17 protein-coding genes and 1 pseudogene are annotated in these 19,185 nt (G+C 67.8%); 12 read left to right on the top strand and 6 right to left on the bottom strand.

Translation table 11 applies throughout. From position 1 onward, the window contains the following. Window positions 1-27: 27 nt before the first annotated feature. From ACIQM4_RS00660 to ACIQM4_RS00640, 5 genes are all read left to right on the top strand, one after another. Window positions 28-1,968, top strand: a complete 1,941-nt coding sequence (locus ACIQM4_RS00660; protein WP_401584014.1) for a DNA/RNA helicase domain-containing protein — start codon at window positions 28-30, stop codon at window positions 1,966-1,968. A gap of 443 nt (window positions 1,969-2,411) precedes the next feature. Beyond that, the gene (locus ACIQM4_RS00655; RefSeq protein ID WP_401584011.1) at window positions 2,412-2,651 is read left to right on the top strand and encodes a hypothetical protein; all 240 of its coding nucleotides are present in this window, start codon (window positions 2,412-2,414) and stop codon (window positions 2,649-2,651) included. Beyond that, a complete protein-coding gene (locus ACIQM4_RS00650) occupies window positions 2,648-3,004 on the top strand; it encodes a hypothetical protein (protein ID WP_401584009.1) in 357 nt (118 codons plus the stop codon). The genes ACIQM4_RS00655 and ACIQM4_RS00650 overlap by 4 nt, the downstream gene beginning before the upstream one ends. A 311-nt stretch (window positions 3,005-3,315) precedes the next feature. Next, window positions 3,316-4,074, top strand: coding sequence for a hypothetical protein (locus ACIQM4_RS00645; RefSeq protein ID WP_401584006.1), 759 nt, complete (start codon window positions 3,316-3,318; stop codon window positions 4,072-4,074). Next, window positions 4,071-5,390, top strand: coding sequence for a 7-cyano-7-deazaguanine synthase (locus tag ACIQM4_RS00640; RefSeq protein ID WP_401584003.1), 1,320 nt, complete (start codon window positions 4,071-4,073; stop codon window positions 5,388-5,390). The genes ACIQM4_RS00645 and ACIQM4_RS00640 overlap by 4 nt, the downstream gene beginning before the upstream one ends. Here the strand turns inward: ACIQM4_RS00640 and ACIQM4_RS00635 are convergent. Further along, window positions 5,317-5,835, bottom strand: a complete 519-nt coding sequence (locus tag ACIQM4_RS00635) for an ATP-binding protein (RefSeq protein WP_401584000.1) — start codon at window positions 5,833-5,835, stop codon at window positions 5,317-5,319. The genes ACIQM4_RS00640 and ACIQM4_RS00635 overlap by 74 nt on opposite strands. Window positions 5,836-5,997: 162 nt before the next feature. On the opposite strand from ACIQM4_RS00635, the gene ACIQM4_RS00630 reads away from it, so the two are divergent. The 4 genes from ACIQM4_RS00630 to ACIQM4_RS00615 all read left to right on the top strand — a co-directional run bounded on the left by ACIQM4_RS00630 (window position 5,998) and on the right by ACIQM4_RS00615 (window position 9,321). Continuing rightward, window positions 5,998-6,867 carry a helix-turn-helix domain-containing protein gene (locus ACIQM4_RS00630; protein ID WP_401583997.1) on the top strand — a complete coding sequence of 290 codons (870 nt, stop codon included), beginning with the start codon at window positions 5,998-6,000 and terminating at the stop codon, window positions 6,865-6,867. After that, window positions 6,864-7,073, top strand: a complete 210-nt coding sequence (locus ACIQM4_RS00625; protein WP_401583994.1) for a DUF397 domain-containing protein — start codon at window positions 6,864-6,866, stop codon at window positions 7,071-7,073. Before ACIQM4_RS00630 ends, ACIQM4_RS00625 begins: the two co-directional genes overlap by 4 nt. 225 nt (window positions 7,074-7,298) lie before the next feature. Next, a complete protein-coding gene (locus tag ACIQM4_RS00620) occupies window positions 7,299-8,051 on the top strand; it encodes an NERD domain-containing protein (RefSeq protein ID WP_401583991.1) in 753 nt (250 codons plus the stop codon). Beyond that, window positions 8,029-9,321, top strand: a complete 1,293-nt coding sequence (locus ACIQM4_RS00615) for a protein kinase (RefSeq protein ID WP_401583989.1) — start codon at window positions 8,029-8,031, stop codon at window positions 9,319-9,321. Before ACIQM4_RS00620 ends, ACIQM4_RS00615 begins: the two co-directional genes overlap by 23 nt. On the opposite strand, the pseudogene ACIQM4_RS00610 reads toward ACIQM4_RS00615, so the two are convergent. Both ACIQM4_RS00610 and ACIQM4_RS00605 read right to left on the bottom strand, forming a co-directional pair. Then, window positions 9,271-9,714: pseudogene (locus tag ACIQM4_RS00610) on the bottom strand (hypothetical protein). The gene ACIQM4_RS00615 and the pseudogene ACIQM4_RS00610 sit on opposite strands and share 51 nt — an antisense overlap. A 39-nt stretch (window positions 9,715-9,753) precedes the next feature. After that, a complete protein-coding gene (locus tag ACIQM4_RS00605; RefSeq protein WP_401585984.1) occupies window positions 9,754-10,056 on the bottom strand; it encodes a hypothetical protein in 303 nt (100 codons plus the stop codon). Window positions 10,057-10,647: 591 nt separating this feature from the next. On the opposite strand from ACIQM4_RS00605, the gene ACIQM4_RS00600 reads away from it, so the two are divergent. Next, the gene (locus tag ACIQM4_RS00600; protein WP_401583986.1) at window positions 10,648-11,889 is read left to right on the top strand and encodes a hypothetical protein; all 1,242 of its coding nucleotides are present in this window, start codon (window positions 10,648-10,650) and stop codon (window positions 11,887-11,889) included. A 1,472-nt stretch (window positions 11,890-13,361) separates the two neighbouring features. Here the strand turns inward: ACIQM4_RS00600 and ACIQM4_RS00595 are convergent. From ACIQM4_RS00595 to ACIQM4_RS00585, 3 genes are all read right to left on the bottom strand, one after another. Beyond that, window positions 13,362-13,553, bottom strand: a complete 192-nt coding sequence (locus tag ACIQM4_RS00595; protein ID WP_401583983.1) for a hypothetical protein — start codon at window positions 13,551-13,553, stop codon at window positions 13,362-13,364. Window positions 13,554-13,848: 295 nt separating this feature from the next. Then, a complete protein-coding gene (locus ACIQM4_RS00590) occupies window positions 13,849-15,321 on the bottom strand; it encodes a class I SAM-dependent RNA methyltransferase (protein ID WP_401583980.1) in 1,473 nt (490 codons plus the stop codon). Window positions 15,322-15,512: 191 nt separating this feature from the next. Next, on the bottom strand, window positions 15,513-17,555 hold the full coding sequence (locus ACIQM4_RS00585; protein ID WP_401583977.1) for an APC family permease: 2,043 nt from the start codon (window positions 17,553-17,555) through the stop codon (window positions 15,513-15,515). A gap of 231 nt (window positions 17,556-17,786) precedes the next feature. On the opposite strand from ACIQM4_RS00585, the gene ACIQM4_RS00580 reads away from it, so the two are divergent. Both ACIQM4_RS00580 and ACIQM4_RS00575 read left to right on the top strand, forming a co-directional pair. Beyond that, window positions 17,787-18,452 (top strand): potassium channel family protein, encoded by a 666-nt coding sequence (locus ACIQM4_RS00580; protein WP_401583974.1) that lies wholly within the window; start codon window positions 17,787-17,789, stop codon window positions 18,450-18,452. Continuing rightward, window positions 18,452-19,132, top strand: a complete 681-nt coding sequence (locus ACIQM4_RS00575) for a potassium channel family protein (protein WP_401583972.1) — start codon at window positions 18,452-18,454, stop codon at window positions 19,130-19,132. Before ACIQM4_RS00580 ends, ACIQM4_RS00575 begins: the two co-directional genes overlap by 1 nt. Window positions 19,133-19,185: the final 53 nt, after the last annotated feature.

Raw genomic sequence — 19,185 nt, 5'->3', positions numbered from 1 at the left:
GTGAGCGCGCGGCGGACGTCGGAGGACATGCCCCCACCCGCACGAGTCTTCTTCGTGCTGCCTGGGGGCATTCCCTTGCTGTTCCGTGAGTCCGCTTCGTCCGTGGCCGCCCGCATCCTGGAAGGGTCGCTGGCGCTGCATCTCAGCGAGAACTTCCGCCATCTGCACGGCCGAAGCGCCGGGCAGTCGGAAGAGCGATCCTGGGCACGCAGTCTTCCCGCTCTGGTCAACGCGCTCACGGAAGCCGGGCTCGGGGACGTCGAGGTGCTGATCGAGTACAGCCTGCCCCTCACCAGCAAGCGCGCGGACGCCGTACTCGCCGGCGTGCACCCAGTCACGGGCGAGCCGTCGTACGTGATCGTGGAGTTGAAGCAGTGGAGCGAGGCGTACCCGGTGGAGGACGAGCCGCTGCTGTGCCGGATCGACGCATACCGGGACGCCGTCCTCAACCCCATCGAGCAGGTTCGGGGTTACTGCGAGTACCTGATGGCGTTCAACGGCGCGCTGGAGCGCATGCCCGAGGCTCTCGCCGGGGTGGCTTTCCTGCACAACGCGACCGAGAACCGCATCGCGGGTCTGCGCGACGTCAAGGAGGATCAGCAGGGCCGCATGTACACCGGTGAGCAGCGCGGTGCGTTCCTGGACTTCCTGCGCTCGCGCCTCGCGGCCAAGCCCGGTGCCCATGCCGCGGATGCCCTGATCGCCGGGAGGATCCGCCCGTCGAAGCAGCTCATGGCCCTCGCGGCGGCCGAGATCCGTGACCGCGAGCAGTTCGTCCTGATCGCCGAGCAGCGGGTCGCCTACGAGCAGGTCATGTCCGCCGTCCGCAAGGCGAAGCGCTCCAACCACAAGCAGGTCGTCGTGGTTACCGGCGGCCCCGGCTCCGGCAAGAGCGTCGTCGCGCTGTCGCTGCTGGGTGAGCTGTACCGGCAGGGCGTGACAGCGCTGCACGCCACCGGTTCGGCATCGTTCACCAAGACCATGCGCAAGATTGCCGGGGCGCGGAAGCCCGTCGTGCAGAAGCTGTTCATGTACTTCAACAGCTTCACGGCAGCCGAGCCGAACGACATCGACGTACTTCTCTGCGACGAGGCCCACCGGCTGCGCAAGACGTCCGCGAACCGGTACACCAGGGCGGAGAACCGCACCGGCCGACCGCAGGTGGCCGAACTGATCGACGCCGCCCGGGTGCCGGTGTTCCTGCTCGACCAGCACCAGGTCGTACGGCCGGGTGAGATGGGCACGAAGGAGGAAATCCAGCGGGCCGCGACCGAGCAGGGTCTTGAGTGCACTGTCGTAGAGCTGGACGGGCAGTTCCGCTGCGGGGGAAGCGACGCGTACGAGAAGTGGGTCGTGGACCTGCTCGGGCTCGACGGCGGCACACCGCACGCGTGGGAGCCGGACGGCAAGCTGCAACTGCGGACCGCCGAGAACCCGCAGGAGATGGAGGACTTCCTCGTCGCGCGGCGGGCGGAAGGGTACGGCGCACGTATCTCGGCCGGGTACTGCTGGAAGTGGACCCGCGAGATCCCCTCAGGCGCCACGGAGTTGCCCACCGACGTCGTCATCGGACAGTGGGCGAAGCCCTGGAACGTGTACGGCGACCGGGCCGTCCTCGGTGCGCCGCCCTCACCTCTGTGGGCCAACGACCCCGCCGGATTCGGGCAGGTCGGCTGCGTCTACACGGCGCAGGGCTTCGAGTACGACTGGTCCGGCGTGATCATCGGCCCCGACCTGGTGTGGCGGACCGACCGTTGGGTCGTCGACCGGACGGCGTCCAAGGACCCGATCTTCACGAAGGCGACCACGGACGACGAGATCCACCGGCTGATCCGCAACACCTACAAGGTGCTGCTGACCCGCGGCATGGTCGGCACGGTCATCTACTCGACGGACCAGGAGACGCGCGACAAGCTGCGTTCGCTCGTACACCCGGAGTCCGGAGTGAAGGTGCCCGCGCTCGTGTAGTCACGCGTGTGCGAAAGTGGTCACCGATTGTCAGCGGTACATCACACGATCGGATCAGTCCGCACAGCCGCACGTCGGAGAGTGTTCATTCGTGGCACAGCAGCCACCCCTGCTCCGCGATGTCAACGGCATCAAGGAGCCCTTTCCAACGTGACGGTGCGGGCTGGCGGTTGGCGGTTGGCGGTTGGCGGTTGGCGGTTGGCGGTTGGCGGTTGGCGGTTGGCGGACCGAACGAACTGACGAAGCTCCTGGTAGACGGGTTCACGACCAAGATCACCCGTGCCGACCAGGAGCTACGTGTACTTGTCCACCCATCGGCAGTCGATCTGTCCAGCAGGCACCCTCTTGAGCTCGCTCAGCACCTGGCTGCTCGACATCGCAAGATCGGCATCCGATGGCGGCGCATCCCACCGGGCCGTCGGGCCCTGTTGGTCCTCGCCCACGTGTGCCGCGGCGACACCTACGCCCGACTCGCCGCCGGATCCGGCGTCGGAATCGCGACTGTCTACCGCTCCATCCGCGAGGCGACAGGGCTCCTGGCCATGTTCGCGCCGAGCCTGGCCGGGGCCCTGCGGATCGTGAGCCGACTGGCCTTCGTGATCCTCGACGGGACGCTCCTGCCGATCGACCGGAGTGCCGCCGACGCCCCGTACTACTCCGGCAACACAAACGACATGGCATGAACGTCCAGGTCCTGACCGACCCGTTCGGACGGCTGCTGTGGGCCTCGCTCGCTCCCCCGGGCTCTACGCACAACCTGACCGCCGCCCGCACGCACGGCACTATCGACGCACTCACCGATGCGGGGGCTCAAGTGCTGGGCGGGCAACGCCTACCAAGGGGCCGGCAGGCTCATCCGGGTCCCGTTCCGGGGCCGCCAGCTGAAGCCGTTGAAGCGCCGCCACAACAGCAGCCACACCAAGATCCACCGCCTCGGCGAACAGGTCGTGGCCACCCGCAAGGGAACGTCGCCACCGCGTGCAGCCTCGGCGCGAAACTTCGATCGGCGTGGCGCCGCCTTCCGGACGATGGCTGATCCACGCCCTGGCTGCGAGCACCAACGGCTGCTGCACTGGGAGACACGAGTCAGTGGTAGGTCGATTCGGGGGAGGCAGCAGGATGGGTACGTCCACGCGTTGGAAAGGGCCACGCTGGCCTGGGGTAACCACAAAGCTCTCCCGCTGGGATCCCGACCGATCTGACCCGGCGATCATCGCTGCGTCCGCGATCGGTGCTCTGCAGAACGCCTGCCGTGCGGATAAGGACGCGTTCGGGCTGCGGGAGGCAGCCACCGCCGCCGGGCTGCGTCTCGCCGACACTCTGCGAGTGCTTGCGGAGGACGGACCCGTGAGCCTGCACCGGCATCCGCCGGAAGCGCCGGTCGGCAAACTGGTTGAGGACCGAGGCGAGGTTTCCTACGAAGACGGAATCCCAGGCGCGAGTGAGGCCCCGGCGGACCCCTGGAGGGGCCCCGAGGGTGCTCAATGGCCCGATCCGGCCGATGCCTTCGTAGCGGAGTTCACCGACCGGGTCGCGGGCGACGGCACCACCGTGGTGGATGCGGCCCTGCGTCGCGCGGTCGTGGCCTCGGCCCGTCGGATCCTCGAACAGCCCGGGATGCGCGAGGCGCTGGGTGCCCCCTCCGGTTCCTCCTCGACTGCGCCGGGTGGCATCGGGCTGACGGGCGATCTGCTCTGCCTCCTTTACCGATGGTTCTTCGCCGACCTGGTCTCGGAATTCCTGCGGGCGGTGATCGCCGAACAGATCGACCTGATGGTTCCGGGCCTGTCATCTGTCGCGCCGGAGGCAGGGATATCGGACAAGGTCACCGACCTTGTCCTCTCTCTCGTCCCGGATCCCTGTGAGGAAGCCACCGAGACTGCGGAAGAAGGAATGCCGGCCGGCCTGGTGCCGAGCGACGAACTGCCGCCCGGAGGGACCGCCGGGGCCGCCAGCGGGCCTCCTGTCATTGCTCCACCCCTGCTCGAAGTGGCCCGGCTCCTCGTTCCCGGCACCGTAGGCAAGGTGCTCGGTTTGACCTCCGCCACCTCCAGCACCGAGGGGGCTGCCGCCGCTACCCCGATCGATGAGGATCCTTCGGTATGACGCCAGCACGGCCCCTGAACTCCTTCTGGTGGCTCGGCCACAGCTCCGAGCTGCCACCTGCCCCCATCTGGCTCCCGATCGGCACAGCCGGTTTCCAGGAGATCGAAGGAAGGATCAGCGGCCATCACTCCCTGCGCGGGTCGGCCCCTGCCTGGGCCGACGACCTGCTGCGACTGTCCCGAGCCGTCTTCCTGGCGGACAAGCTGGCATCCCGCGAGGCGACGGAGGACCGCTGGACTCGCCGGTTACGCCTCTCGGTGCCCGTCTCGGACCCGGATCGCTGGGCTGCGGCGGCGGACGTCCCGTTGCCGTCCCTGCTGCGCACCCTGACCGGTGACCTGTGGGAGATCTCTCTGCGCCCTCTGCGCTCCGCACCGCGGCAGGAGCCCTTCCCCGCGGACGCAGAGTGGTGCGCCCGAGAGGTCGCCCTCTTCTCCGGCGGTCTGGACTCCCTCAGCTGGGCCGCCCGGCGCGCGGCGGAAACCGGTGCCGACGACGGCGTCCTACTGCTTGTGTCGTTCTCGGAGAAGAAGGTCGAGCACGTACTGAGAAACGTGTCCGCAGGCGTCGAAGCTCTCGCCCGTCGGTCGGGGCGTGAACTGCGCCGACTCACCCTCGCCCAGACCAACAGCAGCGTCTACGGGAAGGTGGCCGAGCACTCCTCTCGCCCCCGAGGCCTGCTCTACGCGGCCACCGCCATCCGGGCGGCAGCCGCAAACCATGTGGACACGGTCCAGGTTCCGGAGAACGGCCAGCTCGCCCTCAACCCACCCCTGAGCGCCGCCCGTTCCGCCGCTCTCTCCACCAGGTCGGTGCACCCGCGCACCCTGTCCCTGCTCAACGAAGTCATCCGTACGGTCGGCGGCTCCGTCACCGTCGAGAATCCCCTCGCGCACCTCACCAAGGGCGAAGTGTGCCGCGCGGCTGTCCGCGCGGGGCTCCCCCTGACCGTCATGGCACAGAGCATGAGCTGCGGAGCTCCACCCCGTCAGCGCCGAGCGGTGCCGTACGTCAACTGCGGCGTTTGCTTCCCCTGTCTGGTCCGCCGCTCAGGGCTGCTGGCAGGCACCGGCACCGACCCCACCCCGTACGAAACAACCCCCCGACACCCTGGGCTCAGCTCCGAACGCTCCGAGCACTGGCACGCCCTTCGTAACTGGTTGGACCGCGACTACACCGTCTTCGACCTGATCGGCGACGTGCCGCTGCCGCCGGGCACCTCGGCAGGCACCTGGCTCCAGGTCATCGAAAGCGGCCGGGAGGAGCTGCGGGCGATGGTCCGGTGGGTGGAGTCCGAGGTGCCGGGGGCGGCATGAGCGGCACTTCCGCCCATACGGTCTTGCCGACCGTCCCCGCCTCCGGTTCGCTCACTCCCCATTCCTTCGCGAGTTCTTGTACGAGAACGAGCCCATACCCCGTCGTCGCCGTCCCCGGCGGTGGCGGGGCCATTCCCGGAACCGGCGGCCGGCGTTCCCCGCGCGGGTCGGTGACCCCGACGCGGACGGTGTACGGGTTGAGCCGCAGGCCGAGCCGGAAATCGCGGCCCGATACACGGCCGTGCGTCACGGCGTTCGCCGCGAGCTCTGCCACCACGAGCGCGACGGCGTCGGACACCTCACAGCCGAACGGCACGCCCCACATGTCGAGTTGCTGCACCGCGAGCCGCCTGGCGAGCCGGGCGCCGCGCGGGGTGGCGGAGAGCTGCTGCGTGAACTCTCGTTCGTGCGGAGGTACTTCACCCTTGCCGATTTCATCGTTCATGTGACAGAGCGTGTCCGTCCGGCTCTACCCTGAACAGGGCTGATACCGGTACACGCCGGTTTCTGTCCGGCTAGCCCGAGGCCGTGTACGGGGAGCAGGGCGTGACGGGCGAGTGCGGGGGGCGTTGGCGGGGACTGCGGCGGACCGGAGGTGGCGTCGGACATGACGGACGAGGTCGGAGCGGGGCGTTCGGGGAGCGGGACCGAGAGGCAGGACTGGGACGACGGCGATGAGGAGGCGTCGGCCCTCCTCAAGACCGTCGGCAGGCAGCTCAAGCTGTGGCGCGAGCAGGCGGGGATGACACAGGCGGAACTGGGCGCGGCGATCGGTTACAGCGAGGAACAGGTGTCCTCGGTGGAGCGGGGCAGGCGGGCGCCGAAGGCAGAGTTCCTGCGGGTGGCCGACGAGGCGTTGGGGGCGGGCGGGATGTTGGTGGCGTTCGCGGAGGACGTGGCGCGCGCCAAGTACCCGAAGAAGGTCCGGGATCTGGCCAAGTTGGAGGACGAGGCAGTCGAGATCGGTGCGTACAGCAGCCACAACATTCAGGGTCTGCTCCAGACCGAGGAGTACGCTCGGTCTCTGTTCCACATGCGTCGGCCGATGTTCGACAGCGAGCACATCGAGAACCAGGTCGCCGCACGGATGGCCCGCCAGGAAATCTTCCGTCGATGGCCGTCGCCGATCCTGAGCTTCGTCCAGGAGGAAGTGACCCTACGGCGTCCGCTCGGCGGCCGAACAGTGCACCGCAAACAACTCGAACGGATCCTGGAAGTCGGCCAGTTGCGCAACGTCGAGATCCAAGTGATGCCGACGAACTGCGAGGACCATGCCGGCATGGGTGGGCAACTGCGCCTCCTCTCCGCACGCAACGGAACTAAGGCTGGTCACCTGGAGGTTCAGCAGTTGAGCCGTGTGATCACAGACCCGAGGGACATCCAGATGCTGGAATCCCGGTATGGAATCATTCGGGCCCAGGCTCTGACTCCGCAGGAGTCGCTGGCATTCATTGAAAAGGTCCTGGGAGAGACATGACGATCAAGCCCTCCGCTGATGCGACCGCCCCGTTGACGTGGATCAAGAGCAGCTACAGCAGCAACGAGGGCCCGGATTGCGTCGAGGTCGCAGCCACCCCGGGCACCGTCCACGTCCGCGACTCCAAGGACCCGCAGGGTCCCCTGCTCGCCTTCGGTCACTCCGAGTGGTCGGCGTTCCTGTCGATCACCTCGGACCGCGCCTGACGCAAGAGCCGGGCAGTTCCGGCGCGCGCCGCCGGGACCGCCCTTCCCTCCAGTCCCTCCAGCCGCCTGACCTGGCCCTATGTGGCCCCTGTTACTTCCGGCCAGATAGTTGGCAGTGTCACCGTTTAAGATTTCGTCCGGGGGAATCAACCGGGTTTCTTGCGCCGTACGAGCAGGATTGCGCCCGGCATACACGCACACGAACCGAAACGGGGCAGGAGCCGCATGGAGGATGGCCGGCGGACGACGGTCACCGAGTCCGGGTACGAGCACGAGCGCCGCGGTCTTGAGGCGATCCGCAAGCGTCTGCCGGACGAGGAACCGTGGCGCGCCTGGTCGAACTTCACCTTCACAGCGAGCAGTGGGCACGTCCGTGAGGTCGACCTCATGGTCACCGCACCCGCCGGGGTCTTCCTGATCGAGCTGAAGGACTGGCACGGCTCGGTGAGCGGCGGAGGCAACAGCTGGATGCAGACGACGCCCGGCGGCACCCAGCGTCGACACGGCAACCCGCTGCACCTGACGAACCAGAAGGCCAAGGAACTGGCGAGCCTGATCGGCGACACCGTGGGCCGCGGTCATGGGCGGCCCCGGATCTGGGTGAGTGAGGCGGTCTGCTTCACCGACGACAAGCTCGGGGTAAATCTGGCAAGCGCCGACATGAACGGCGTATACACGATCAAGCAGCTGGTGGAGATGCTCTCCACCCCTCCGACAGATGCCCGCAGGCAAATCACCGCCACCGTCTCGCGCCAGGTCGATGCGGCCCTGAAGCAGCTCCGCATCGCACCCGTCCGCCGCCAGCACGAGGTATTCGTACCGCCTGGAGGCGAAGTCGTTCGACTCCGGCCCCACCTGGGCCGACTATCTGGGCCGTCGCACCAAGCTGCACGAACTGGCGCGGGTACGGGTCTTCCTCAGCGAGCGCGGCGCTTCGGACGCCGAGCGGGCCTCGGTGGAGAAGGCTGCCGCCCGTGAGGCCACCGTACTGAGCCGGTTCCGGCACCCGGGCGTGGTGCAGCTGAAGAGCTATCTGCCCTCGGGGCGCCCGGCGGGACCGACGATCCTCTCCGACTTCCACCCGGAAACCCTCCGTCTCGACGAATACCTGGTGCAGTACGGTCGGCTCCTGGACCTTCCGGGCCGTCTCGCGCTGGTGCGCCAGCTCGCCGAGACGGTCCGCTCGGCGCACTCCAACCGGCTCCATCACCGCACCCTGTCGGCGCACTCGGTGCACGTCGTCCCGCGCAATCGCGGTCCGCGCGGCGAACTGGGTGAGGAACAGCGCTGGTTGAGCCCTCACCTGCAAATCGCGGACTGGCAGATCGCCTCCGGCCACAGCGCCAGCCAGGGAAAGCCACTGACAATGGCCCCCTCCCAATTGTCCAGCCTGCACGTCGCGCAGCAGGCCGACCCGTATCTGGCGCCCGAACTGCGGATCCCCAAGGCGGATCCGGTCCGGCTCGATGTCTACGGTCTCGGCGTCCTCACGTATCTGCTGATCACCGGGCAGGCACCGGGTGCGAACCAGAATGACGTCCTGTCCCGCCTGGAAGCGGGCGAGACCCTGGCGCCAAGCGCTCTGGTGGACGGCCTCAACCCCGACATCGACGACCTCGTGGAGGCGTCCACCGCCTACGAGCCGAACCGCCGGCTGTCCACGGCGGACGACTTCCTGGAGATGCTCGAATACGTCGAGGAGGCATTCGCCGAGAAGGCCAGGGCACAGCGGCGGCGGGCGGTGATGGCTCGCCCCCTAACAACGACGGACCCCGGCAGGCCGCCACTGCGCCTCGGCTCACCGGCCAGGTCACGGAACAGGAACGCCCGCGCCGTAGAGCCGGTACCGAGTCGGCGCACGATCTCCCAGCGCCCGGCAAGTATCTCGGCCCCGGCGCAGCGGTTTGCCCGCCAGCAGCGCCTGGCACCTGGTCGACCGGCACCTGCTGGAGCAGTGGGCCCGGGGTCGCCGGCCTTTGTGGGAGCTGCTGCCCGCACCGCGCAAACCGTCCCGGCGCGGGCCGGCGACTCGGCTCTGAATCCCGGCCCTTGTCCCACCCGCCCCACGCATGAGAAGGCCGACGCCATGGAACACGGCGTCGGCCTTCGTGGGTGTAGGTCACTTTGGATGTCAGGCGCCGGCGCTATGGCCTGGACGTTCCCCTCCAGTCTCACGACGTGTCGGCAGGCGGCTGCCTCAGATCGATGTCGTTTCCTCAGATTGCCCAGCCGGCTGCGCCGGACCTAATGAGCCTGCATCGGCGGCCGTCCGTTCCATCCACTTACGCACCTTCACTGCTTGCTCGATGCGGTTGACGATGTTCTTCTTGGACGCCGTGTCCAAGGTCTCCGAAATCTTGTCGAAGGTGTCGGGAAGCATCGAGGAGACCCCAGATCTACTCGCCGGTGCTGACGGTCAGCAGCTGCTGGCACCTCCACTGCAGCGGCACCTCGGGACGGTGCGTGAGCAGCTGCACGAGTGTCGGGAACAGGTAGTGCGTCGCTTCTGCGGCGAGGTGCTCTCGTAGCCAGTCGGCCGGGAGCCGCGCTGGCTGAAGCCATGCATGGCGGCCTCCTGGGCCAGGTCCAGGAGCTGAGCGGTGTCGACGGCTCGGACGGCGCGGGGAAGGGTCGGGGTCATGTCGCGATGACGCCAAGAAGCCAGTGCGGCGCCGAGAGGTCAGCTGGGCCGAAATGCGATCTGCTGACGGGCAAGGCCCCAGACGTCCTCGAACTCCTCGAAGGTGAGTTGTTCGGGGTCGTGGCCTTCCCATTCCGAGACGGGCAGCTCGGCGGTGATCCCGAATCTGCTGTCGTAATCACCGAGGCGGCCTGCATCGCGGGCCCGCTGCCACTCGGCGAGGGAAGCAGCTGCGATTGGGATCAGCTCTGACCCTTCGAGTTCGACCTGCCGGATCACCCAGCCTTCGGCGTCGACCTCGAAGTAGAACCAGATGTCTTCCTCGTCCCAGTAGCAGCGCATCCATGTGGTCACCAGGCCATGATGCCGGGCCAGAGGCGCCGTCCTACTCCGCTCTGCCTCATGACTGGGCGATGAATCCTGCGGATCGGTCGAGCTGGAAAGGAGAACCGACCGGGTTGGATCCCAGCCTTGATCCCGTGCCTCTCGAATGCTGGCAACAACGTGAGCCGGATGAATGGGCTCCGCCTCGACGCCCACCCAGTTGCTGGGATGGGCCTGACCGCTGGTGACGATCAAGGTCGTGCCCGGCTGGCTGCCGCTGGCCGCTTCAACCGCATAGGTCAGCGGTGTCCAGCAGAGGACCTGCATGTAGGAGGGCTTCCTGCGGATCCGCCAGCGGTACTCGATCCCGTCAACAGTTATGCGCCGGGAACCCTTCTTGTTCAGCGCCATCTTCGCCTCCTCCGCTGTGGGACTCTGCTGTGTTGCCGCGGTCGCGAAAAGCAGGTTGCACGCGAACGTACCGAACGTTGTCGCCGACAAGCGTATTCGGGACTACGGATGGGTGATCAGCCCATAATTGGAGTCAGTGCCGAGCGACCCGGCGCATCGCACCCGCCCCGGGTGCACTCACCGCGATCGGAGAGCATCGTGAAGAACAGCCCGTTGTGGCGAGTGGTTGACAACGAGAGTGGTAGCCAGTCCATCGTCAGCACACCCTCCGAGGCGGTCGCGTTCGTCAACAGCCGGTTCGACACCGATGACGACGACGAGCCGTTCAGCATCACCGAGGTCGGTCCCCTCCTTCCGAAGCCGCTCGGGGTCATCACCGCATGGGCCGCCGAGAAGGACGGCGAGCGAACCGACGGGCGTACTGCCCCGATCACCATCAGGCCGGTTGTGACGGACAACGCCGGCGAGTGCGATGACGTAGTGCTCTGGCGCGACGTGTGCGTCTCCTGGGACCACGACATGTACACCGTCGAGGAGCCGGACAGCTCCGAGTACAGCGAGGCTTACAGCGCTGCCGAGTTGAGCGCGATCCTCGACGAGTACGCCGACGACTATGAGTACGCGCCTGAAGGGCCCGACAGCCACAGGTGGCCGAAACCGGAAGAGTTGATCCCCTACGGCGCCCAGGAGTGCGCCAAGCGGTTCGGGTACCTCGACGACGACGCCCTGCTGTGGCTCGCTGCCACCCGCATCACGCTCGCGGTGTGGCGCAACACACCCGTCGAGAACTGGCATGCCGGGAAGAGTCCGCTCCACGACGGCACAATGATGCGGATCAACACTGCAACCACCCGACTCGTGCGCTCGATGCTGTCGTTCGACCATGTCGACTGGATCGGTCTCGGTCTCGCGATCGTCAACCCGTCCCGGGTTCTCCCTACCGGGCAGTCTGTTCTCGAGCTCGGGCTGACCTGCCACAATCCTGACGACCCGGCGCACGAGGCTGATCCGCGCGAAGAACTCGCAGAGATGGCACAGGACGCGATCGCTTGGGGGCGGGCGTACTGCCTTCGCGAGAAGACGTTCGGCCTGCGAACCCTGATCGAATTCTTCTGCGCGTCCGACAACGGCTGGTTCGGAACACCGAGTTGGGGGCGCATCGTCGATCGGTTCACCGCGGCTGTCGACGACCGGGAGAATGCGCGCTGGAACGTGCACGGAGACAAGCCTTGGTTCGACGAATGGTTCACCAACCGCCCGGCCGCCATCGCGGACACCACGGAACTTCGTCGGCTGCTCCATGCCGGGCCCGACCTGCTGTCCGAGGAGGCCGCCGAATGGTGCGTGGATGGTGGCATCGGCTACGTCTGCGGGGACGACCACGCGAACGGCTGCTGGCGGTGCGGCATACCGCTGGCAACGGAGTCCCCCAACGAGTGAACGTGGGCACCAGCGTAGAAAAGCAGCAACCCACTGACCGCGCTCTCTCTTGCCTACTGCGACCTGCGAACCTCAGCATGGTGTCGGATCCGACTTCCATCCGACACCGACCGTGAGATTCCGACACGGAATTTGAGATTCCACAGTGGGGTCTGCGTGGCAACGCAGAGACTGTAACCCTGGTGTTCGTTGGGGAAGACCAGGGCACTCCCGGTGCTGGATACCAGCATGATCGCCGTGCCAATCGGGGGCCGCTAAAAGGCAACGAGTTCTCCAGGTGTGCGAAGCTGCGCGCTGAGGACCGCCGAGGGTCCGTGACAGGCCCGCCCGCCCCGCCCATTCCACGGGCGAGCGGCTCCGGCCGCCGACACCGTACCCAACGCTCGCCGAACTCACGGACTTTCGCCCGTAGATGTCATCTGAACGAAGTACTCCCACCAGCCCGCCTGAATTCCCGCAACAAGAACGGGCATTGTGAACGGGCAACACAGTCGCACAGTCACGGGAGGGCCGCGTGCACGGGGACCTGAACGAGCGGCAGCACGCCGTACTCTCCTGGCAGGCCAAGGATGCCCTCCGGGGTTTTGGCCGGACGTGCATACAAGGTGAGCGCTCAGGCCCTGCAAAGCCGAGGACTGATCAAAGTCACCAAACGCCGCGGACAGTGGAACGCCAAGCTCACCGACAAGGGACAGATCTATCTCACTGCCAGCGTTACCGGCCCCAGGGGACCGACGGTGAAATGCCCGGGGCCGCCGGCGCAGCAGTGCTGTCACCTCAAATCCGGACCGTGCCGAGGTCCCGCACCACGAACTACACCGACCAGCTCCTCGAAGAGCTGGCCGCCAACAACAACCACCTCGTCAAGGCGATCGAATCCGGACCGCACGCAGTGAACTGGGCATCGCGGATCAGCGCCGCACGTAAGTCCGGCAAGGTCCCGCGCACACAGGAACTCCGCGGCAAGCACACCTACCACGGCTACGAAATCAATCTCGTCGATATCCCCGCCTGGCGGCTCGCCGAACTCACCCCCATCACTGTGCGCGCCAGACTCACCAGACCCCACCCAGTGGTCGCGGCACGCCAAGAGCATCCCCAGCGCATGGGACTGACCGCGTCCGTCTACAACAGAGCTCTACGCCTCATCCAAGCCTTTGTCGCCGCCGTCGAATCGAAGGGCTACACGACTGCACTCGGCCCCACTCCACCGCCCCGCCATCGTCGACAGGCGGCACCACACTTCACCATTACCGCCATGACGAATCCATCGACGTCCTCGTCCTACAGGAACAGGACCACAACAAACACGTCCCTACCGACAAGGAACGCGCCGACGCCGAGAAGCACACTTGGATGCGCATTCCTCGCTTCGACTACACCCCTGCCGACAGATTGCGTTTCATCCTCCGGGACGGCACCCCGCACCGCGGCAGCGAATGGGCCGACCTCGACACCCGCCCTCCTTACGCCTAGCCCATGCCGCACACGCCCACGCCCATCGTGTGCAGCACCTCGGAAAACAGACAGGCGCATGGCACGAAGCCAAGCGCCTGGCCGAATTCGTCACAGCAGTACGCGACGCCGCCGCATCCCTGCCGCCCGGACAGGAAAAGACCGAGATCGGGGAGTGGCTCGCGTTCGCAGACGCCCACCTTCAGCAACTCACCAAAGCTGCCTTGGCGCCGAAGTTACCCACGCTTCCGCACCCCAGCCGCGCAGATCTTGAGCCGTACCTCGCCACGGTGAGGCCGTCCGCGAACCGAGCTCAACCTCGGCCCCGAAGTCAGCAGGACCAGAGACCCTCAGACCGCACCTGACGGACCGCCACCTGCACACCGGGACGCCTGATGCCCCATCAGTTCATGCGTCAAACGTGCGTCACATGCGTCGAACATGCGTCAAGATATCGCCCGTAACGGACACAATGCACATAACGCGCACTCGCAAACCCGCAGGTCAGTCGTCCTTCTTCTCCGGCTCCAGAATCGCCACACACTCCACATGATGCGTCATCGGAAACAGATCGAAGGCCCGCAGCGTCCGCACCTTGTAGCCGCCCTCCTTGAAGTACGCGATGTCGCGTGCGAGTGCGGCCGGGTCGCAGGCCACGTAGGCGATGCGGCGGGCGCCCAGGGTGGCGAGGTGCTTGACCGTCTGCTTGCCGGCGCCCGCGCGGGGCGGGTCCAGGACGATCAGGTCGGTCTCGGTGATGCCGGTGCGCGGGAGGACCTGGTCGACCTTGCCCTGTTCGATGCGGACGTTGGGCATCGATTCGAGGTTGTGGCGGGCGTCCTCGACGGCGCGCTTGCCGGACTCGATTCCCAGGACCGCGCCGCGTTCGCCCACGCGCTCCGCGACGGAGCCCGCGAAGAGGCCGACGCCGCAGTAGAGGTCGAGGGCGGTCTCGCCCTTGCGGGGCATCAGGCCCTGCATGACCGCGCGCATCAAGGTGTCGGCGGCCTGGGGGTGGACCTGCCAGAAGCCGCCCATGCCGACGCGGTACGTGCGGCCGTCGGCCCGCTCGCGGACGAAGGCGCGGCCGTGCACCTTGTGGACGCCGCCGTCCTTCTCGTGCACGCGCAGCACCGAGACCGGCTTGTCGAGTTCGACGAGCGGGAGGCGGCCGCCGGGGGCCGGGGTGAGGATGACCTGGCGGTCGTTCGAGCCGGTGGCGGCGATCGCCTCGACCGACGCCATCTGGGGCCATTCACGCTTCTCGATGCCGAGTTCGGAGACGCCCTGCGCCGCGATCATGCAGTGGTCGATCGGCTGGACCTCGTGCGAGCGGTGCTTGCGGAGGCCGACGACGCCCTCGGCGTCGACCGCGTACTGCACCCGGGTGCGCCACTGCGGGACCTGGCCGGCCGGGAGCTTGTCGCCCTCGGCGGGCATCACCGTGCCGTCCCAGCCCGCCTCCTCGGGGGTGAGGCCCGCCAGGCGCAGGAGCTGTTCGGCGATCACATCGCCCTTGAGCCGTCGCTGGGCGCCCGGCTTGGCGTGCTGCCAGTCGCAGCCGCCGCACTTGCCGGGGCCGGAGAACGGGCAGGGGGCCTCGACCCGGTCCTTGGAGGGTTCGAGGACCGTCACCGCGTCGGCGCGCAGGAAACGGGCGCCCTCTTCGCCGTCCGTGACCCGGGCGACGACCTTCTCGCCGGGGAGGGTGTGCCGGACGAAGAGGACCTGGCCCTCCGACGTACGGGCGATGCAGTGGCCGCCGTGCGCGACGGGCCCGACCTCGACCTCGTACTCCGTACCGACGAGGGAGGCCTTCGGGGCCGCAGGCGCGTCGGGGGACGCGGACGCGCCGGGGGTCGCGGACGGGTCGGGGGCCGCAGACGGCTCGGGGGATGCGGACGCGCCGGGGGTCGCGGGCCGGTCGGATGCCTCGGGTGCCTCGGCGCCCTTCGATGCCTGGGATTCGGACTGCATGGTGGGGTGACTCCAGGGGATCAAAGGGGGCGGAAGGCGTACGGCCGGACAACAGCCCACCAGTCTACGTGGGTGTCGCCCGGCCGCTCGACCAAGGCAAACCTCAGTCAGTCCGCGAAGATGCGCGCGGGCCCGCGCGGACCGGCGCTGAATCCCGGTCGGCGCTTCGCCAGCGCCTCGCCGGCGCCCCGTCAGTGCTTCGACGTCTCCTTGGGGCGCCGGTCCACGGGGCCCCTGCGGACCGCCCCCGGCGCGCTCCAGTTCTGCCGCCGCTTCGCGCGCTTCTTCGCCGCCTCGGAGGATTCCAGCTGGTACGGGACGGAGGTCACCATCACACCCGGCGTGAAGAGGAGCCGGCCCTTGAGGCGCAGGGCGGACTGGTTGTGCAGCAGGTGTTCGTACCAGTGGCCGACCACGTACTCCGGGATGTACACGGAGACCACGTCGCGCGGGCTCTCGCGGCGCAGTCCCTTCACGTACTCGATGATCGGGCGGGTGATCTCCCGGTACGGGGAGTCGAGGATTTTCAGGGGGACGTTGATGCCCCGGCGCTCCCACTCGTCGCGCAGTGCCTTCGTCTCCGCCGGGTCGACGCTGATGGAGAGGGCCTCCATCCGGTCCGAGCGCATCAGCTTGGCGTACGCGAGCGCGCGCAGCGTGGGCTTGTGCACCTTGGAGACCAGGACGATGGAGTGGACGCGCGAGGGGCGCAGGCTGTCGTCGGAGGGGCCTTCGGCCGCCGCGATCTCCTCGGCCACCCGGTCGTAGTGCTTACGGATGGCGGTCATCGTGCCGTAGAAGATCACCATGCCGAGCAGGGCGACCCACGCGCCGTGGGTGAACTTGGTGGCCAGGACGACCACCAGGACCAGCCCCGTGAAGAAGGCCCCGAACGCGTTGATCGCGCGCGAGCGGATCATGTGGCGGCGCGCGGCCTGGTCCTTGGTGGTCCTGAGGTTCCGGTTCCAGTGCCGGACCATGCCGATCTGGCTGAGGGTGAAGGAGACGAAGACCCCGACGATGTACAGCTGGATGAGCTTGGTGGAGTCGGCGCCGTAGAGGACGACCAGGAGCACGGCGGCGCCCGCGAGCAGCACGATGCCGTTGGAGAAGGCGAGCCGGTCGCCGCGGGTGTGCAGCTGGCGGGGCAGGTAGCGGTCCTGGGCGAGGATCGAGCCGAGCAGCGGGAACCCGTTGTACGCCGTGTTGGCCGCCAGGAAGAGGACCAGCGCGGTGGCGGCGGCGAGCAGCACGAAGAAGAAGGTGCCTTCGCCGAAGACCGCGGCGGCGACCTGCGAGATCACCGGGTTCTGCACGTACCCGTCCCCGACCGGCACGCCGTCGCGGATCAGGTCCACGGCCGGCTTCTCGGCCATCTTGACGCCGGTGTTCATGGCCAGCGCGATGATGCCGCAGAACATGATGACGGCCAGGGTGCCCATCAGCGTGAGGGTCGTCGCCGCGTTCTTCGACTTCGGCTTGCGGAAGGCGGGGACGCCGTTGGAGATGGCCTCCACGCCGGTGAGGGCGGCGCAGCCGGAGGAGAAGGCGCGCAGCAGGAGGAAGACGAGTGCGAAGCCGGCCAGGCCCGGATGTTCGGGCTTGATCTGCAGGTTCGCGGTGGGGGCGCTCATGTCGTCGCCGGTCAGCGCCCGGAAGGCGCCCCAGGCGAGCATGATGAAGACGCCGCAGACGAAGACGTACGTGGGGATCGCGAAGAGCTTTCCCGACTCCTTCATGCCGCGCAGGTTGAGCAGCGTCAGGAGGACGATGACGGCGACCGCGCACAGCACCTTGTGCTCGACGACGAACGGAACGGCCGAGCCCAGGTTCTCGATGCCCGAGGAGATCGACACGGCGACGGTCAGGACGTAGTCGACCAGCAGTGCGCTGGCGACGGTCAGTCCGGCCTTCGGGCCGAGGTTGGTGTTGGCGACCTCGTAGTCGCCGCCGCCGCTCGGGTACGCGTGCACGTTCTGCCGGTAGGAGGCGACCACCGTGAACATCAGGACGACGACAGCGACCGCGATCCACGGACTGAAGTGGTACGCCGAGACACCCGCGATGGAGAGCACGAGCAGGACTTCCCCGGGCGCGTACGCCACGGAGGAGAGCGGGTCGGAGGCGAAGACGGGAAGTGCGATGCGCTTGGGGAGGAGCGTTTCTCCCAGCTTGTCGCTGCGCAGGGCCCGGCCGATCAGGATCCGTTTGGGCACGTCGGTCAGTTTGGACACGTCGAGGATCGTAAGGGGTCGAACGGGCGTGGCCCGCACACCACCCCCGGTCGCCGGAATGTTCCGTCCGCGGCGGGCCCGGCGCGGCGCCGACCATGGAGGAAGGCGCTGACCGGGGGTCCCCGGGGTCACCGCGCGTGTGTAGCTTTGTCGGCGGTCTGCGACTCTAGTGAGTCCGACAAAAAGTCAACGAAAACTCTTGATGGACTCTTAACGGGCGGAAGGACGGACGTGCACGTCGTCATCATGGGCTGCGGGCGAGTGGGAGCCGCTCTCGCGCAGACTCTGGAGCAGCAGGGGCACACGGTCGCGGTGATCGACCAGGACCCCACGGCCTTCCGCCGTCTGGGTTCCGGGTTCGGTGGCCGCAGGGTCTCCGGGGTCGGGTTCGACCAGGACACCCTCCGCGAGGCGGGGATCGAGGACGCCGGTGCGTTCGCCGCCGTCAGCAGCGGCGACAACTCGAACATCATCGCGGCCCGGGTGGCCCGCGAGATGTTCGGCATCGAGAACGTCGCGGCACGCATCTACGACCCGCGCCGGGCGGAGGTCTACCAGCGTCTCGGCATCCCGACGGTCGCCACGGTCCGCTGGACCGCCGACCAGATGCTGCGCCGGCTGCTGCCTTCGGGCGCGGAGCCGCTGTGGCGGGACCCGAGCGGTGGTGTGCAGCTCGCGGAGGTGCACATCTCGCCGTCCTGGATCGGGCACAAGATCAGTAGGTTGCAGGAGGAGACGGGCGTGCGCGTCGCATTCCTCACCCGGCTGGGCGAAGCGATACTGCCGACCTCCCAGACGGTGCTGCAGGAGGGCGACCTCGTCCACGTGATGATGCACACGCACGAGATCGCGAAGGTCGAGGCGGCCTGTTCGCTGGGCCCCGAGGAAGGTCACTGATGAGGGTCGCGATTGCCGGAGCGGGCGCGGTGGGGCGTTCCATCGCCGGTGAGCTCCTGGAGAACGGGCACGAGGTGCTGCTCGTCGACAAGGCGCCCACCGCCATCTCGGTGGAGCGGGTGCCGATGGCGGAGTGGCTGCTGGCGGACGCGTGCGAGATCACCTCGCTGGACGAGGCGGCGTTGCAGCGCTGCAACGTCGTGATCGCGGCGACCGGTGACGACAAGGTCAACCTGGTGGTCTCGCTGCTCGCCAAGACCGAGTACGGGGTGCCGCGGGTGGTGGCCCGGGTGAACAACCCCAAGAACGAGTGGCTGTTCAACGAGTCCTGGGGCGTCGACGTCGCCGTTTCCACGCCGCGGCTGATGTCGGCGCTGGTCGAGGAGGCGGTGAGCGTCGGCGATCTCGTACGGCTGATGCGCTTCAGCCACGGCGACGCCAACCTGGTGGAGCTGACGCTGCCGCCCGAGTCGGCGCTGTCGGGCACGCAGATCAGCGAGGTGGAATGGCCGGTGGACACCTCGCTGGTGACGATCATCCGCGGTACGCGGGTCCTGACGCCGACTCCGGAGGAGACCCTGGAGCCGGGCGACGAGCTGCTGTTCGTGGCCGCGCAGGCACGCGAGGAGCAACTGGAGGACCTGCTCTCGGTCCGGCGCGAGGACTCGGCCGAGGACTGAGCGGCGGTTCCGGCAGGCACGCTGTGACGAGCGCTGCTACGGGGAGGGGCCCG

Source organism: Streptomyces sp. NPDC091272, assembly GCF_044757485.1.
In the GTDB taxonomy this organism is placed as follows: domain Bacteria; phylum Actinomycetota; class Actinomycetes; order Streptomycetales; family Streptomycetaceae; genus Streptomyces.
Note: the sequence above shows the minus strand (reverse complement) of the source record. Positions and strands in the feature narration are given on the sequence as shown.